The sequence below is a fragment of the Micromonospora radicis genome, assembly GCF_003583405.1.
Taxonomy (GTDB): domain Bacteria; phylum Actinomycetota; class Actinomycetes; order Mycobacteriales; family Micromonosporaceae; genus Micromonospora; species Micromonospora radicis.
In genome coordinates this window covers 172,888-189,120 of the sequence record NZ_QXEC01000008.1, presented here as the reverse complement: position 1 = coordinate 189,120, position 16,233 = coordinate 172,888, and the positions used below count along the sequence as shown (strand labels likewise).

Below are 16,233 nucleotides of genomic sequence, written 5' to 3'. Positions count from 1 at the left end.
GCGCGAAACGGCGCTTGAACGTGTCAGCACCCGCAGGCACACTGAGGGCCGGTTTCGCCGTCGCGGCCGGCCGACGACCGGCTACACCCCACTGCCGCGAACGCCCGCCGTCCCATGGTCGCGCCCCAGGCGGGTGCCAGCAAGGCGCGTACGGCGGAGAGGTGACACCGTGAGCGAGCGGCGCAGCCCGACCATCCGGCGGCGCCGTCTCGGCGCGGAACTGCGCCGCCAGCGGGAGGCGGCCGGGATCACCATCGAGGCCGTCGCGGAACAGTTGGAGTGCTCGGCGTCGAAGGTTTCGCGGATCGAGACCGGCCACACCACCGCGACCCCTCGGGACGTGCGGGACATGCTCCACATCTACGGGGTGGTCGGCGCCGAGAGTGACGAGTTGGTGCAGATCGCCCGGGAGGCCCGGCAGAAGGGCTGGTGGCATCCGTACAGCACGGTGCTGGTCGGGGCCTACGTGGGCCTGGAGGCCGCGGCCAGTTCGATCCGGGCGTACGAGCAGCAGGTCGTGCCGGGACTACTGGAGACCGAGGACTACGCGAGCGCGATGATCCGCGCCGCCCGGCCCGACTTCACCGCCGAACAGGTCCGGCAACGGGTGCGTGTCCGACTCGGCCGCCAGTCGTTGTTGACCCAGGATGATCCGGTCGATCTGTGGGTGGTGCTCGATGAGGCGGTGATGAGCCGTCCGGTGGGCGGGGACAAGGTCATGCGTGACCAGCTCAAGCGGTTGGTGGAAGTGGCCCAGCTGCCGAACGTGACACTCCAGGTCCTGCCGTTCGAGGTCGGGCCGCACGCGGGCATGGACGGCACCTTCACGATCCTCAGCTTCCCCGAACCCGGTGATCCGGATGTCGTGTACGCGGAGAACGCCACGGGTGGGCTCTTCCTGGAGAAGAGCGACGAACTACAGAAGTACAGCTTCATCTTCGATCACATTCGAGCAGCGGCCATGCGCCCGGAGGAGTCCGTCGGATACATCGCGAGACTGGCAGAGGAGCCGTTGTGGAAATGGCGACGCAAGGATTCCCCGTCGACCTGACGCAGGCGAACTGGTTCAAAAGCTCGAAGAGCGGGCCGAACTGTGACAACTGCGTGGAGGTGGCGTACGTGACCGGGGCGGTCGGCGTCCGGGACTCGAAGGACAAGGCCGGTCCGGCCCTGGTCTTCGCCCCGGGTGACTGGCACGCCTTCGTCGCCAGCACGCGGGACGGCGGGTTCGGCCGGGGCTGACCCCCGCGGCGTTGTGCGGTCCCCGTCCGGCAAGCCGGACGGGGACCGTTCGCATCTACGTCGGTTGCCGTCGCCACTTGCGACCCGTTTCGTTGTACCTCTCGGTACGCGCTGGTCGACATCCCCCTGAGCAGGGCGGGTAACCGAGCGAGGCAGGCGAGACGCATGACGAGTATCGGGTCAGAGAACCTCACCAATGGGCCGGGTAAACCGGAGCGGTTCGGCGGTAAGTACCGCGGGGCTCGACGGGACACCGTGTTGACCGAGGTGGTGTCGTCGGACACCGAACACACCGGGCGGGACGTCGGTGCGGCAAGCGAGCAGGCCCCCGCGCCGCTCACCCTGCCGTCACTTGATCCGAACCCGCTCACCGAGCCCTCGTTCCCGGCCGCCGGTTGGTCGCCCGCGGACGACGGTTCGCTCGTGGACCACCCACTGTTGCGTGGTCTGTTGATGGAGTTGCCACCCAAGGGCAGTGTGCCGCCGCCCGGCTGGCTGGACCGCTGGTTCGAGGCGACGCGGGCGATTCTGGAACTGCTATACGTGCAGGGCTCCGGCCGGACGCGCTGAACTCGTCGCCCGCTCCGGCATCGCCCGCTCGGCGAGCCGGTTGTGCCGCAGCGCGTGCCGTACCCCGATGGCCGCGACGCCCAGCACTCCGACGGTGACGGCGGGGCCGGTCGCGCCGGGACCGAGGAGTTGGCCTGCGCCGCTCGCGGTGACCAGCGCCGGCAGCAGGGCCAGCCCGGTCACCTGCAACGGCAGGCCGATCAGTGGGTGGGCGGCGGCGGCGCGCAGTCCGTGCGGCGCCGGGGTCCGGGGCGTGACGGAAAGTGCTCCCGCGCCGGCCCGGAGTCGGCGTACCCGGCGCACCGTGCAGATCGCCACCACCAGTGCGGGGACGGCGGCGAGAGCGAGTCCGGCCGCGGCCCGGTCCGCCAGGGTGGCGCCGACGGTCGCCAGGCCGGCGATCGGCAGGGCCACCGTCAGGCCGAGTCCGGTCAGCGCCAGCAGCCAGCCGGTCTGCCGGCGCAGCCCACGAGCGCGGGTCGACCGGGGCAGCCCGTCCGCGAGGTAGCCGGCGGTCCACCAGACGAGGGCGACCGGGAGCAGGAGGGCGAGATGGCTCTGCATGCCCATCAGCCTTGCCCGATTTCTCGCCCGCCGAATCCGGGCCGACCCCCCGGTGGACCCGTATTCGTCCCCGTAGGGGGACCCATCCCGTCAGTGTTATGGGGGATCCAACATGTTTATCTGCGTCCACAGGCCGAACTACCCTCACCTTGATCGGCGCTCATCGATCTTCCTGCCACGAGCAGGTGGACGACGGCTGCCGCTCGGAGGGAGGTAGGAAGATGGCTCTTCCACACAGGTCCGTACTCGTCGGACTCGCCACGCTCGCCATGGTGGCGGCAGCGACGCCGGCCATGGCCGCCGAGCCGGTCGGCACGATCCGCAGTGCCGGCGGCGCCACGGCCGTCGCGGGCAGCTACATCGTGGTGTTCAAGGACAGCGAGGTCAGCCGTACCGCGGTCGGGTCGTCCGTGGACCGGCTGCTACGTCGACACGGCGGTGCGACGGCCCGCACGTACAGCGCGGCCATCCGCGGCGCCGAGCTGAAGCTCAGCGACCGGGCGGCGGCCCGGATCGCCGCCGACCCGGCGGTGGCGTACGTCGAGCAGAACCACACCGTCACGCTCGCCGCCACCCAGACGAACCCCCCGTCCTGGGGGCTGGACCGGATCGACCAGCGGAACCTGCCGCTGAACAGCACCTACACGTACCCGAACACCGCCTCGAACGTGACCTCGTACGTCATCGACACCGGCATCCGGACGTCCCACTCGGACTTCGGTGGTCGGGCGACCTGGGGCACGAACACGGTCGACTCCAACAACACCGACTGCAACGGCCACGGCACCCACGTCGCCGGTACGGTCGGCGGCACGGCGTACGGCGTCGCCAAGGCCACCCGGTTGGTGGCGGTCAAGGTGTTGAACTGCCAGGGCAGCGGCACCAACGCCGGAGTCATCGCCGGCATCGACTGGGTCACCGCGAACGCGGTGAAGCCGGCCGTGGCCAACATGAGCCTCGGCGGCGGGGCGAACACCTCGGTCGACAACGCGGTGATCAACTCGATCAACTCCGGTGTCACGTACGCGGTGGCCGCCGGTAACGGCAACGCGCTCGGCCAGCGGCAGAACGCCTGCAACTACTCCCCGGCCCGGGCCGCCCCGGCGATCACCGTCGGTGCCACCCAGAACAACGACGCCGCCGCGAGCTTCTCCAACTTCGGTACCTGCGTCGACATCCTGGCACCGGGCGTGAACATCACGGCCCCGTGGATCACCAACGACACCGCGACGAACACCATCAGCGGTACCTCGATGGCGTCGCCGCACGTCGCCGGAGTCGCCGCGCTGGTGCTCTCGGCCAACCCGTCCTGGACCCCGCAGCAGGTCCGGGACTACCTGGTCAACAACTCCACCCCGAACGTGATCTCGAACGTCGGCACCGGCACCCCGAACCAACTGCTCTACGTGGTCAACGGCAGCACCCCGCCGCCGACCAACGACTTCTCGGTCTCGGTGTCGCCGACCTCCGGCTCGGTCACCGCGGGTAGTTCGGCGACCGCCACCGTGGCCACCGCGACCACCAACGGCTCCGCACAGTCGGTAAGCCTCTCCGCCAGTGGCCTGCCGTCCGGGGCGACCGCCTCGTTCAGCCCGGCCACGGTCACCTCGGGTGGCTCGTCGACGCTGACCATCAGCACCACGGCCAGCACCCCGGCGGGCACGTACGCGGTGACGGTGACCGGCACCGCGGCGTCCGGCAGCAAGACCGCCACGTACACCTTGACGGTGACCGGCACCGGCAGCGGCGGTTGCTCCGGCACCAACGGCACCGACGTGGCGATCCCGGACGCCGGTTCGGCGGTGACCAGCTCGATCACCATCACCGGCTGCAACCGCAACGCCTCGTCGACCTCGACCGTGGCGGTGAACATCGTGCACACCTACCGTGGTGACCTGGTCATCGACCTGCTCGCCCCGGACAACACCTCGTACCGGCTGAAGAACAGCAACATCTTCGACGGCACGGACAACGTGAACACCACCTACACGGTGAACCTGTCCAGCAAGGCGGCGAACGGCACCTGGCGGTTGCAGGTGCGTGACGTCTACGGCGGTGACACCGGCTACATCAACACCTGGACGTTGACCCTCTGACGTCCGGGTACGACAGCGGGCCCCCGGCTGTCCAGCCGGGGGCCCGCTCGCGTCGGTCGGGTCAGACCGCGAAACCGGCCGGGCGCTCGCTGGCCGGGGCCGGCGGCCGGGCCTTCCACAGGCCGACCTTCTGGGCGAACAACCGGCCGAGGTACGCCGGGTTGAGGATCACGTACCGCCGCCACAGCCGCTTCGGCTCCAGCCCGAGCCGCCAGAACCACTCCAGCCCGGCCCGCTGCATCCACGGCGGCGGCTGGCGCAGCAGTCCGGCGTGGTAGTCGAAGGCCGCACCGACCGCCATCAGCGGCATGTCCAGCAGCGGGCGCATCGCGTACGCGAAGACCTCCTGGCGGGGGCAGCCCAGCCCGACCAGGACGAGCCGGGCGCCGCTGGCCCGGATCCGGTCGGCGATCTCCACGTCCTCGCCCGGCTGCACGGCGCGGAACTTCGACGGTTCCACACCGGCGATCTTCAGTGCCGGGAACATCCGCTCCAGCGCCGGGATCAGCCGGGCCAGGGTCTCCTCGGTCGAGCCGTACAGGTAGACCGGTAGGCCCTCGTCGGCGCAGCGGGAGAGCACGTGCAGGGTGAGCTGCGGGCCGTAGACCCGGTCGGAGAGGCCGGCGCCGTGCAGCAGGTTCAGCGCCCAGCGGACCGGCTGGCCGTCCGGGGTCACCAGGTCGAAGGAGTTCAGTCGGGCGTTGTGCGCCGGGTCCAGCACCCCGGTCATCACCCCGTGTACGGCCAGTGCGGTCAGCGTCATCGGCCGGCGCTCCTGGGCGGCGGCCACCACCTGCTCGGTGGCCTGCGCGTAGTCGGTGGCGTCGACCAGCACGCCGAGCACGTTGCGCTTGGTCACCGCTGCACCTCGTCGCCGTTGGTCGGGATCCACTTGTCCACATTCGCCTCGTAGATCTCTCGCATGATCATTGGTACGTCGTAGACCTGCTTCCAGTCCGGGTAGTCGGCCTGGAACGCCTCGTTGGAGCCGATCCACCACTTGTGGTCGCCGATCCGGTTGGCCTCGACGTACTCGGTGATCATCTCCTGGCCGGTGATCCGCTCGGCCAGCGCGAACGCCTCCCGGTTGGAGGTGTTCGAGTGCCGGCCGCCGCCCAGGTTGTAGACGGCCGCCGAGCGCGGGTTGCGGAAGAACGCCTCGAACGCGGAGACCACGTCGGAGCTGTGGATCGCGTCCCGGACCTGCTTGCCCTGGTATCCGAAGATCTTGTAGGTGCGGCGCTCCATGTTGGCCCGCATCACGTAGCCGAGGAAGCCGTGCAGCTCGGTGGCCGAGTGGGCCGGACCGGTCAGCGTGCCGCCCCGGAAGCAGGCCGTCCTCATGTCGAAGTAGCGGCCGTACTCCTGCACCATCACGTCGGCCGCGACCTTCGAGGCCCCGAAGATCGAGTGCAGGCAGGCGTCGATCGACATGTCCTCGCGGATGCCCTGCTCGTACGGGTGCCCCGGCTCGATCTCCCAGCGGGTCTCCAACTCGACCAGGGGCAGGCTGTTCGGCCGGTCGCCGTAGACCTTGTTGGTAGAGCAGTGGATGACCGGCGCCTCGATGCAGTGCTCGCGGACGTTCTGCAGCACGTTCAGGGTGCCGGCGGCGTTCACGTCGAAGTCGGTGAACGGGTCGCGTACCGCCCAGTCGTGCGACGGCTGCGCGGCGGTGTGGATCACCACGGCGACGTCCCGGCCGTACCGCTCGAACAGCGCACCGAGTGCGCCCCGGTCCCGGATGTCGATGCTGTGGTGCGAGTACGCGGCACCCAGCTCGTCGGTCAGCCGGCGCACGTTCCAGGCGGTGGACGCCTCCTCGCCGAAGAACTCCTGCCGCATGTCGTTGTCGATGCCGACGACATCGAGACCGAGGCCGGCGAAGTGCCGGACCGCCTCAGAGCCGATCAACCCGCCCGAACCGGTCACGAATGCGACACTCACGAGCCACTCCTGGTCCATCGAAGGCAGAAACCAGCGAAGCATAGCGTGACGTTCGGTATGACCCCATACTGCGACGAGGGCCCCGCTGACCAGCGGAGCCCTCGACTTCTGGTGGGGAAGGGGGGAGTTGAACCCCCACGCCCTTTCGGGCACACGGACCTGAACCGTGCGCGTCTGCCATTCCGCCACTTCCCCGTGGCATGACCCCGACCAGCGTAGTCGGTGCCGACGCCGCTGGTCGCCAGCGGGCCTCGGCCAGATTACGTGACCTTGGTCTGGTGCCGCGAATGGCATTCGCTGCTCGCAGCGGTTACCGTTCGTGGCGGACGAAAGAGTAGCACGACAATCCCGAGCCGTCCGAACGAGGCGTGGCCTGCCGGCCGAGCGGCGTGTGAGCTGCGTGCGCTCTGGACCGATACCATCATGTCCTCGGGACCCGAGGAGGAGCCGGTGAGCGTGCTGCAACGCTTCGAGAAGCGTCTGGAAGGCCTGGTCGAAGGGGCCTTCGCCAAGGTCTTCAAAGGGGTCGTGCACCCCGTGGAGATCCTCAACGCCATGCAGCGGGAGGCCGAGGCGCACAAGGCCATCCTGGCTGGTGGGCGCACGTTGGTGCCGAACCGCTACGTGATCGATCTCTCGCCGTACGACCACAGTCGGCTGGCGCCGTACGCCGCCGCGCTGGCCCAGGAACTGGCCCAGTCGCAGGCGGAGTTCATCGGCGAACAGGCGTGGACGGTCTACGGCGACGTGATCGTCGAGATCGAGCGCGGCGAAGGGTTGGACACCGGCATGTTCCGGGTGACCGCCGAGGTCTACACCGGTGGCGAGGTCGCCCCGGTCTCGGCGCCCGGCTACGACGCCGGCCCGCCCGGATACCCGTCGTACGACCAGGGTGGCGGCTACGGCCCGCCGCCGGGACACGGCGGTGGGCGCAACGTCCGACTGGTCTCCGGTGACGGTCGCACCTACCCGCTGCAGATGGGCTCGACCGTGATCGGTCGCGGCGACCAGGCGAACCTGCGGCTGCCGGACGTCGGCATCTCCCGCCGACACGCCCGGCTGGACTTCGACGGCGGCCAGGTCGTGCTGACCGACCTCGGGTCGACCAACGGCACCATGGTCAACGGCCAGCGGGTCTCCGCCGTGGCGCTCAACCCCGGCGACATGATCCAGCTCGGCACCACCACCCTGACCTTCCGCGTGGACGGCTGATCCGCCTTGCCGGAACTCGTCATCACCGTCGCCCGGTTCGGATTCCTCATCCTGCTGTGGATCTTCGTCTTCACGGTGGTCGGCGTCATCCGGCGGGATCTCTTCGCCGGAGCCCGGTCCGGCCGGTTGGTGGCCGCGCCCCGAACGGTGGGCGCGTCGACCGGCCAGGCGACGGCGAAGCCGGCGAAGGTGAAGCGGGGTCGGGCGGCACACCAGTTGGTGGTGACCGCCGGGCAACTGGCCGGCACCAGGATCACGCTGGGTGAGGCACAGATAACCATCGGTCGGGCCGAGGATTCCACCCTCGTCATCACCGACGACTACGCCTCCGCGCGACACGCCCGGCTCGTGCCCCGTGACGGGCAATGGTTCGTGGAGGACCTCGGTTCGACTAACGGGACGTACCTGGATCGCGCTAAGGTCACCGGACCGACCCCCGTACCCCTCGGCGTGCCGATCCGGATCGGCCGCACCTCTCTCGAATTACGGCCATGACTCTGACCCTGCGCTACGCGGCCCACAGCGACCGCGGTCTGATCCGAGACGGTAATCAGGATTCCGTCTACGCCGGACCGCGGCTACTCGCCGTCGCCGACGGCATGGGCGGCATGGCCGCCGGTGACGTCGCCAGCAACATCGTCATCGGTGCCATGGCGCCACTGGACGAGGACGTCCCCGGTGACGCCCTGGTCGACGCGCTGCGCTCCGCCGTGGGCACCGCCAACCAACAACTCCGCGACACCGTGGACGCCAACCCGCAGCTGGAGGGGATGGGCACCACGCTCACCGCGACCCTCTTCTCCGGCAGCAAGCTGGGCATGGTCCACATCGGTGACTCGCGGGCCTACCTGCTGCGCGAGGGTGAGTTCGCGCAGATCACCAAGGACGACACCTACGTCCAGATGCTGGTCGACGAAGGCCGGATCAGCCCGGAGGAGGCGAGCAGTCACCCCCAGCGCTCGCTGCTCACCCGGGCGCTGGACGGCCGGGACATCGACCCGGAGTACTCGGTCCGGCAGGTGCTGCCCGGTGATCGCTACCTGATCTGTTCGGACGGCCTGTCCGGCGTGGTCAGCGCGGAGACGATCGGCGAGACCATGCGCGAGTACGCCGACCCGCAGCAGTGCGTGGAACGGCTCGTGCAGCTCGCCCTGCGCGGCGGCGGTCCGGACAACATCACGGTGATCATCGCGGACGCCACCGACCGGGACATCGTCGAGGCGGCCCCGATCGTCGGTGGTGCGGCGGCCCGGGACCGGGGCATGGCGACCTCGGCCGACGTCTCCACCCCGGCCGCGCGCGCCTCGGCGCTCTCCGCTCCCCGGCCCCCCGCACCGGAGGAGCCCGCCGGCAACGGCGACGACGAGCCGGAGGCCCGTCGCCGACCGCTGCGAGCCCTGGCGATGACCACCGCGCTGCTGGTGATCGTCGGCGGTGGCGTCTTCGCCGGCTGGAGCTACACCCAGCGGCAGTACTACGTCGGGGCGACCGACGACGGCCAGGTGGCCGTGTTCCGTGGCATCCAGGGCCAGATCGCCGGCATGGACCTCTCCAGCGTGCACTCACGCAGCTCCGCCCAGCTGGACGACCTCACCCTCGCCGCGCAGGAGCAGGTCAAGCAGGGCATCCCGGCCCGCAGTGAGCCGGACGCGGAACGCCGGCTGGCGGAACTGACGATGGACAGTCCGGCCAACGTCAACCTGAAGCCGATCTGTCCGCCCACCCCGGGCCCGACGCCGAGTCCGTCTCCCACGGTGGAACTGTCCTCGCCGCCGCCGGCCGCACCGGCTGGCTCCCCGTCGCCGGTGAGCAGCGGCTCGCCGTCGCCCGGCGGCGCCGTGGCCTCGCCGACGGACCTCGCGGACGCCACGCCCACCGACGCCTTCCTGCCCACGGTCGACCCGGCGGCCTGCCGGTCGCCCGAGTAGGCGCCCGCTACCCGACCCGAGGACGATCGTGACCGCACCGGCCACCCCGGCTACCTCGCCCGCGACCGCGGGCGAGCGACCCGGCGTACGCCTGGCCCGGTCCCGGCGCAACGCCGAGCTGTCGTTGTTGCTGCTGGCGATGGCGCTGGTCGCCGCGTACGGGGCGATGGTCGAGGCGAACGTGCTCGACACGGTCACCCCGGACTTCTGGGTGCCGGCCGCCGCGCTCGCCGCGGTGTTCCTCGGCATGCACCTGGTGATCCGGTTCCTGGCGCCGTTCGCCGACCCGGCCCTGCTGCCGGCGGTGGCGTTGCTCAACGGCCTCGGGGTCGGCTTCCTGCGGCGGCTCGACCTGGCCAACGCGGCCCCGGCCGACCGGGCGGAGCTGGCCATCTTCGCCGGTATCGGCGGTCGGCAGCTGGCCTGGACGCTGGTGTCGGTGATGCTCGCGGCCGGGCTGTTGGCCCTGATGCGCGACCACCGGTCGATCTCCCGGTACGCGTACACCCTGGGCCTGGCCGGCATCGTGTTGGTCATGCTGCCGGCGGTGCTGCCGGCGAGCATCTCCGAGATCAACGGCGCGAAGCTCTGGGTGCGGATCGGCAGCTTCTCCATCCAGCCGGGTGAGTTCGCCAAGCTCGCCCTGTTGGTCTTCTTCGCCTACTACCTGGTCCGCAAGCGCGAGGTGCTGTCGCTGGCCAGCCACCGGTTCCTCGGCATCGACTTCCCGCGCGGGCGGGACCTCGGCCCGGTGCTGGTGGTCTGGGTGATCAGCCTGCTGGTCCTGGTCTTCGAGAAGGACCTGGGCACCTCGCTGCTCTACTTCGGCATGTTCGTGGCGACGGTCTACATCGCCACCGAACGGGTCAGCTGGCTGCTCATCGGCCTGGTCCTCTTCTTCGGCGGCGCCTACCTCGCGTACTTCCTCGGCAGCACGGTCGGCGGGCCGTTCCTCAACTTCTCGGTTCGCGCCGACATCTGGCTGGACCCGTTCGGCGACCCGTACAACAAGGGCTACCAGTTGGTGCAGGGCCTGCTGGCGCTGGGCACCGGCGGGCTCTTCGGTGCCGGGCCGGGCGGTGGACAGCCGCTGCTGCTGCCCGAGGTGCAGAACGACTTCATCTTCGCCGGCATCGGCGAGGAGATCGGCCTGTTCGGTCTCTCCGCGCTGCTGATGATCTACCTGCTGATCGTCCAGCGGGGGCTGCGGGCCGCCCTGGCGGTGCGGGACTCGTTCGGCAAGCTGCTCGCCGGTGGTCTGGCGTTCACCCTCGGGTTGCAGGTCTTCGTGATCGTCGGGGGGATCAGCAAGCTCATCCCGCTCACCGGCCAGACCACCCCGTTCCTCTCCGCCGGTGGCTCGTCGCTGATGGCCAACTGGCTGCTCATCGCGGTGCTGCTGCGGGTCTCCGATGCCGGGCGCCGCCCGGTGACCGGCGTCGGCGGCAAGGTGAACCGCCCCTCCGGCGGACCGCCCGAGCAGCTGCACGGTGCCCCCACGGAGGTGATCAGGCCGTGAACGCACCCCTGCGCCGGGTCGGCGTCGTCGTCATCGTCCTGTTCGGGCTGCTCTTCGCGAACCTGAACTGGATCCAGGCGTACAAGGCCGACGAGTACCGAACCAGCGACTACAACGGTCGGGTCCAGGTAGCCGAGTACGAGCGCCGCCGGGGCAACATCGAGGCGGGCGGCACCGCGCTGGCGGTCAGCAAGGAGACCGACGGTGAGCTGACCTTCCTGCGTACCTACCCGGGTGGGGCCAAGTACGCCCACGTGCTCGGCTACAAGCCGGTCAACCTCGCCGACACCGGGATCGAGAAGTCCGAGAACGACTTCCTCGCCGGCACCAGTGACAAGCTCTTCGCCAACCGGATCAAGGACATGTTCACCGGCGACCGCACCGCCGGCGGCAACGTGCTGCTCACCCTCTCCCCGCGTGCCCAGGACGTCGCGTACGACCAGCTGCGCAACAACAACCGGGGTGCGACCAAGGGTGCGGCGATCGCCATCGATCCGCGTTCCGGTGCCGTGCAGGCCCTGGTCTCCATACCCAGCTACGACCCGAACCCGCTGGCCAGTCACAGCACCAACGAGGCGTCGGCGGCGTACAACAAGCTGGAGCAGGACGCGGGCCGTCCGCTGCGGAACCGGGCGCTTGCCGAGGTGTTGCCGCCGGGTTCCACCTTCAAGATCGTGGTGGCCGCGGCGGCGTTGGAGAACGGCATCGGCAAGGACACGAACATCTCGGCCGGCCCGAGCTACACCCCGCCCACCTCCGGTGAGTCGATCACCAACGCGGCGCCGTCGATCTGCCCCCAGGCCCAGGTGACCCTGATGAAGGCGGTCACCGACTCCTGCAACACCGGCTTCGCAAAGCTCGGCGTGCAGCTCGGCCCAGAGGTGATCAAGAAGAAGGCCCAGGACTTCGGCTTCGAGCAGGACGACCTGACCGTCGGCCGGCTCGGCGAGGGCGGTCACGGCGTGGCGGCCAGCCGTACCGGAGACATGCAGAACCCCGACGGCGGTGCCGACCCGGCGGCGTTGGCCCAGTCCTCGATCGGGCAGCGCGACGTGCGGATGACCCCGCTGGAGGGGGCCATGATCGCCGCGGCGGTGGCCAACAACGGCAGCCAGATGCGGCCGTACCTGGTGCGCCAGCTGCTCGCCCCGGACCGCACCACCGTCTACGACACCGCGAACCCGCGTGAGCTGCGCCGGCCGGTCAACGGCCAGGTCGCTGCCGACCTGCGGGAGATGATGGTCAGCGTGGTGCGCAACGGCACCGGCCGCAACGCGGCGATCAACGGCTACACCGTCGGCGGCAAGACCGGCACCGCGCAGTCCGCGCCGGACCGGCCCGACCACGGCTGGTTCATCGGCTTCGCACTGGACTCCGACGGCAACCCCGTCTCGGCGGTCTGCGTGGTGCTCGAGGAGGCCGGCAGCGGCGGCAGCGCCGAGGCCGCCCGGATCGCCGGGCAGATCATGCGCGCCGCCATCACCGACCCCGGGGGGCGCTGACATGCTCAGTCCGGGCGTACAACTCGGCAACCGGTACCGTCTCGACGAACGGATCGCCAGCGGCGGCATGGGCGACGTCTGGCGCGGCACCGACCAGGTGTTGGGGCGTACCGTCGCGGTCAAGAGCCTGCTCCCGGCGTTGCTGGACGAGCCGGGCTTCGCGGAGCGGTTCCGCGGCGAGGCCCGCACCATGGCGACGATCAACCACCCGGGCGTGGTGGACGTCTACGACTTCGGCAACGACCAGCACATCGCCTTCCTGGTGATGGAGTACGTCGAGGGCGATCCGCTCTCGGCCACCCTCAGCCGGGTCGGCCGGCTCACCCCGGCCCGGACCATGGCGCTCGTCGCGCAGGCCGCGGACGCCCTGCACGCCGCACACCTCAAGGGGATCGTGCACCGGGACGTGAAGCCCGGCAACCTGCTGGTCCGGCCCAACGGCACGCTGGTGCTGACCGACTTCGGCATCGCCCGCTCGGAGCTGGTCGGCCAGCTCACCGCGGCCGGCTCGGTGCTCGGCACCGCCTCGTACATCTCGCCGGAGCAGGCCACCGGCCAGGTCGCCACCCCCGCCTCCGACGTGTACGCGCTCGGTGTGGTCGCGTACCAGTGCCTGGCCGGGCGCCGGCCGTTCGAGGGCGACAACCCCCTCGACATCGCGATGCGACACGTCCGGGAGACCCCGCGACCGCTGCCGTCCGACATCCCGCCGCAGGTCTGCGCCCTGGTCGAGCGGGCGATGGCCAAGGATCCGAAGGATCGGTGGCCGACTTCCGCCGCGTTGGCCGGCGCCGCCCGGCAGTTGAAGACCTCGCTGTCCCGGCAGGCCCGGTCCGGCGGCGCGGCACCGATCTCGGCCGCGCCCGCCTCACCGGCCCCCGGCCGGGCCCAGGTGCCGCAGCCACCGCGTCCGCCGGCCGCGCCGCACTCGCCGGCGGCCGGGCACGCCATGCCGCACGCCCCGGCGGCGGGCCACCGGCCGATGGCGGCGCACTCACCGGCCCGCCCGCCGGTGGCGCAGCCACCGCGTCCGACGACGGTCGCGCCCGCGGTGACCGGGTACCCGCGCGGTGCGGCCACGGTTCCCTCGGGGTACGCCCCACAGCCCAGCCAGTTACGTCCGGCGCCCCGGCGATCACGTACCGGAATGGTGCTCCTGGCCATCCTGCTCGGCGCACTGGTGGTGCTCTGCTCCGGCGTGGTTTCCTACAAATTCCGGAACAGCACCAACGCCGGCATGCCCGCCGGCACGTTCGTCGGGTCCGCGGTGACGTCCGACGCGCTGCGGCCGGACGGACGAGACGATTCGGTCGGTACGGCGTACCGTCGACTGGATCAGCCCCGATCCGGCGGCGACGAGACGACGACGAGTGAAGGACGACGGACGCGATGACAGCGCAGGCTCGCCTGCTCGGTGGCAGGTACCAGGTCGGCGAGCTGCTCGGGTATGGCGGCATGGCCGAGGTACATCGCGGTCGCGACCTGAGGCTCGGCCGGGATGTCGCGATAAAGATGCTCCGGGCCGACCTGGCCCGGGACGCCACCTTCCAGATGCGCTTCCGTCGGGAGGCACAGAACGCCGCCTCGCTGAACCACCCGGCGATCGTCGCCGTCTACGACACCGGTGAGGAGCAGGCGCCGACCGGCGAAACCCTCCCGTTCATCGTGATGGAGTTCGTGAACGGGCGCACCCTCAAGGAGGTGCTCGGGGCCGAGGGCCGGTTGCAGCCCCGGCGGGCGCTGGAGATCTCCGCCGACATCTGCGCGGCCCTGGAGTTCAGCCACCGGCACGGCATCATCCACCGGGACATCAAGCCCGGCAACGTGATGCTCACCCAGACCGGCCAGGTCAAGGTGATGGACTTCGGCATCGCCCGGGCGTTGGCCAGCGGCGCTACCACGATGACGCAGACCAGCGCGGTCATCGGCACCGCGCAGTACCTCTCCCCGGAACAGGCGCGTGGCGAGGCGGTCGACGCCCGGTCCGACGTGTACGCGGCCGGCTGCGTGCTGTTCGAGCTGGTCTGCGGGCATCCGCCGTTCGTCGGCGACAGCCCGGTCAGCGTGGCGTACCAGCACGTACGGGAGGCGCCGCCGACGCCGAGTGACCTCAACCCGGACGTCACCCCGGCGGTCGACGCGATCGTGCTCAAGGCGCTGTCGAAGAACCCGCTCAACCGTTACCAGAGCGCCGGCGAGATGCGCGCCGACCTGCTCCGGGCGGCGGCCGGCCGGCCGGTGCTCGCCACGCCGGTGCTGCGCGAGGACGAGACCGTGGCGATGGCCGCGGCCAGTGGCCCGGGCTACCCGTCGGCCGGGGCGACCCAGACCCGGCAGATCCCGGCCCGGGTGGGTGACCCGCGTCGGCGCCGCGCATCCTCCTGGCTGATCGCCATGTTCGCCGCGCTCGGCGTGCTCGCGGTGATCGCCCTGGTCGCCGCGCTGCTGCTCAACGAGCGCCCACCGGAGGACGCGCCGGTGCCGACCGTCACCGGGATGACCCAGCAGCAGGCGTTCGACCAGATCGTGGCGGACGGCTTCCAGCCGGCGCTCGGCGACGAGGTGTTCACCTCCGACTGCCGCAAGGGCCGGGTGACCAACCAGAGCCCCGCCGGCGGTGACCAGGCCGCCCCGAACAGCACGGTCACCGTGCAGCTCTGCGGCGGCAAGCCCGAGGTGACCATCCCCTCGCTCGTCGGCAGCACCCGCCAGTCCGCCGAGGAGCGGCTCAAGGAACTCAAGCTGACGCCCGAGATCAAGCTGGTGAACAACGCCGCGACCGAGGGCCAGGTGTTGGAGGTCTCACCGGCCGAGGGCGAGAAGGTCGCGGAGGGCAGCAAGGTCGAACTGACCGTCTCCCGGGGCAACGTGGTGCCGGTGCCGAACGTGGAGGGGCTGACCGAGTCCGCGGCGCGAAGCCAGCTGGAGAGCGCCGGTTTCCGGCCGGTCGTGGAGATCGGCCCGGAGGTACCCGCCGCCGACGCCGGCAAGGTGGTCGACCAGAAGCCGAACGCCAACACCCCGCGCACCAAGGGTTCCGAGGTGACGATCATCGTCTCCGTCGAGGAGCCGGAGGATCCGGAGCCGCCGACCCCGACGCCGCCGACCGGCGACCCGACCACTCCGCCGCCGGACGGCGACGGGGGTGGCGGTGGCGGTGGCGGTCCGGTGGTGCCGACCCCGACCTTCCCGCCGTTCCGCCTCCCCGGTGAGTGATCGGCCCGCACCGGAGGACGATTCATCCTCCCCGGCGGGCGGTCGACAGCCGCCGGAGGATGCTTCGGCGCGGCCCGACCCGGCCGGTCGGGCGAGCCGGTGGCGTCGGCCGGTCCGGGTGGTGGCCGACCCGCACGGCCTGGACACGTACGACAGTTGCCTGCGGGCACGGGAGGTGTACGGGGTCGAACGGGCCCTGATCGTCACCCAGTCCTACCACCTGTCCCGGGCGGTGACGCTCTGCCGGCAGCTCGGCATCGACGCCGTCGGGGTACCGGCCCGCTGTTCCGGCTGCGGCACCGGCCTGCTCGCGGAGAAGGCCGTACGGGACTACTTCGCCAGCGGCAAGGCCGCCTGGGACGCGATCCGGCGCCGACCGCCGGCCGTCGACTCGCCCACCCACTCCGGCGTCTCGGACGCCCTGGCCGAATGAGCCT

General features: G+C 70.8%; 15 protein-coding genes and 1 tRNA gene. 12 read left to right on the top strand and 4 right to left on the bottom strand.

Going from position 1 to position 16,233, the window contains the following annotated elements; genetic code table 11:
* Positions 1-169 precede the first annotated feature (169 nt).
* The 3 genes from D2L64_RS11245 to D2L64_RS11235 all read left to right on the top strand — a co-directional run bounded on the left by D2L64_RS11245 (position 170) and on the right by D2L64_RS11235 (position 1,812).
* Entirely contained in the window at positions 170-1,051 is an 882-nt protein-coding gene (locus D2L64_RS11245) for a helix-turn-helix domain-containing protein (RefSeq protein WP_119575116.1), read from the top strand.
* Positions 1,021-1,242, top strand: coding sequence for a DUF397 domain-containing protein (locus D2L64_RS11240; protein WP_119575114.1), 222 nt, complete (start codon positions 1,021-1,023; stop codon positions 1,240-1,242). The genes D2L64_RS11245 and D2L64_RS11240 overlap by 31 nt, the downstream gene beginning before the upstream one ends.
* A 165-nt stretch (positions 1,243-1,407) precedes the next feature.
* Positions 1,408-1,812 (top strand): hypothetical protein, encoded by a 405-nt coding sequence (locus tag D2L64_RS11235; protein WP_119575112.1) that lies wholly within the window; start codon positions 1,408-1,410, stop codon positions 1,810-1,812.
* Here D2L64_RS11235 and D2L64_RS11230 read toward each other — a convergent pair.
* Positions 1,780-2,376, bottom strand: coding sequence for a hypothetical protein (locus D2L64_RS11230; protein WP_119575184.1), 597 nt, complete (start codon positions 2,374-2,376; stop codon positions 1,780-1,782). The genes D2L64_RS11235 and D2L64_RS11230 overlap by 33 nt on opposite strands.
* Before the next feature lie 221 nt (positions 2,377-2,597).
* Between D2L64_RS11230 and D2L64_RS11225 the strand changes: the two genes are divergently transcribed.
* Complete coding sequence (locus D2L64_RS11225; protein WP_119575110.1) at positions 2,598-4,472, top strand: S8 family peptidase; 1,875 nt, start codon at positions 2,598-2,600, stop codon at positions 4,470-4,472.
* Positions 4,473-4,533: 61 nt separating this feature from the next.
* Here D2L64_RS11225 and D2L64_RS11220 read toward each other — a convergent pair whose 3' ends face one another.
* From D2L64_RS11220 to D2L64_RS11210, 3 genes are all read right to left on the bottom strand, one after another.
* Positions 4,534-5,331, bottom strand: coding sequence for a WecB/TagA/CpsF family glycosyltransferase (locus D2L64_RS11220; RefSeq protein ID WP_119575108.1), 798 nt, complete (start codon positions 5,329-5,331; stop codon positions 4,534-4,536).
* Complete coding sequence (locus D2L64_RS11215) at positions 5,328-6,461, bottom strand: NAD-dependent epimerase/dehydratase family protein (RefSeq protein WP_199714503.1); 1,134 nt, start codon at positions 6,459-6,461, stop codon at positions 5,328-5,330. Before D2L64_RS11215 ends, D2L64_RS11220 begins: the two co-directional genes overlap by 4 nt.
* 67 nt (positions 6,462-6,528) lie before the next feature.
* A tRNA-Leu gene (locus D2L64_RS11210) sits at positions 6,529-6,614 on the bottom strand.
* A gap of 228 nt (positions 6,615-6,842) precedes the next feature.
* On the opposite strand from D2L64_RS11210, the gene D2L64_RS11205 reads away from it, so the two are divergent.
* The 8 genes from D2L64_RS11205 to D2L64_RS11170 are packed head-to-tail and all read left to right on the top strand — an operon-like array spanning position 6,843 to position 16,229.
* Positions 6,843-7,631, top strand: coding sequence for an FhaA domain-containing protein (locus tag D2L64_RS11205; protein ID WP_119575106.1), 789 nt, complete (start codon positions 6,843-6,845; stop codon positions 7,629-7,631).
* A gap of 6 nt (positions 7,632-7,637) precedes the next feature.
* Positions 7,638-8,126 (top strand): FHA domain-containing protein FhaB/FipA, encoded by a 489-nt coding sequence (locus D2L64_RS11200; protein WP_099848303.1) that lies wholly within the window; start codon positions 7,638-7,640, stop codon positions 8,124-8,126.
* The gene (locus D2L64_RS11195) at positions 8,123-9,559 is read left to right on the top strand and encodes a PP2C family protein-serine/threonine phosphatase (RefSeq protein WP_119575104.1); all 1,437 of its coding nucleotides are present in this window, start codon (positions 8,123-8,125) and stop codon (positions 9,557-9,559) included. The genes D2L64_RS11200 and D2L64_RS11195 overlap by 4 nt, the downstream gene beginning before the upstream one ends.
* A gap of 28 nt (positions 9,560-9,587) precedes the next feature.
* A complete protein-coding gene (locus D2L64_RS11190) occupies positions 9,588-11,078 on the top strand; it encodes an FtsW/RodA/SpoVE family cell cycle protein (RefSeq protein ID WP_119575102.1) in 1,491 nt (496 codons plus the stop codon).
* Positions 11,075-12,580, top strand: coding sequence for a peptidoglycan D,D-transpeptidase FtsI family protein (locus tag D2L64_RS11185; protein WP_119575100.1), 1,506 nt, complete (start codon positions 11,075-11,077; stop codon positions 12,578-12,580). Before D2L64_RS11190 ends, D2L64_RS11185 begins: the two co-directional genes overlap by 4 nt.
* A gap of 1 nt (position 12,581) precedes the next feature.
* A complete protein-coding gene (locus D2L64_RS11180; RefSeq protein WP_119575098.1) occupies positions 12,582-13,973 on the top strand; it encodes a serine/threonine-protein kinase in 1,392 nt (463 codons plus the stop codon).
* On the top strand, positions 13,970-15,796 hold the full coding sequence (gene pknB, locus D2L64_RS11175) for a Stk1 family PASTA domain-containing Ser/Thr kinase (protein WP_119575096.1): 1,827 nt from the start codon (positions 13,970-13,972) through the stop codon (positions 15,794-15,796). The genes D2L64_RS11180 and pknB overlap by 4 nt, the downstream gene beginning before the upstream one ends.
* Positions 15,789-16,229: a SanA/YdcF family protein gene (locus tag D2L64_RS11170; RefSeq protein WP_233558908.1), complete on the top strand. Its 441-nt coding sequence runs from the start codon at positions 15,789-15,791 to the stop codon at positions 16,227-16,229. Before pknB ends, D2L64_RS11170 begins: the two co-directional genes overlap by 8 nt.
* Positions 16,230-16,233: the final 4 nt, after the last annotated feature.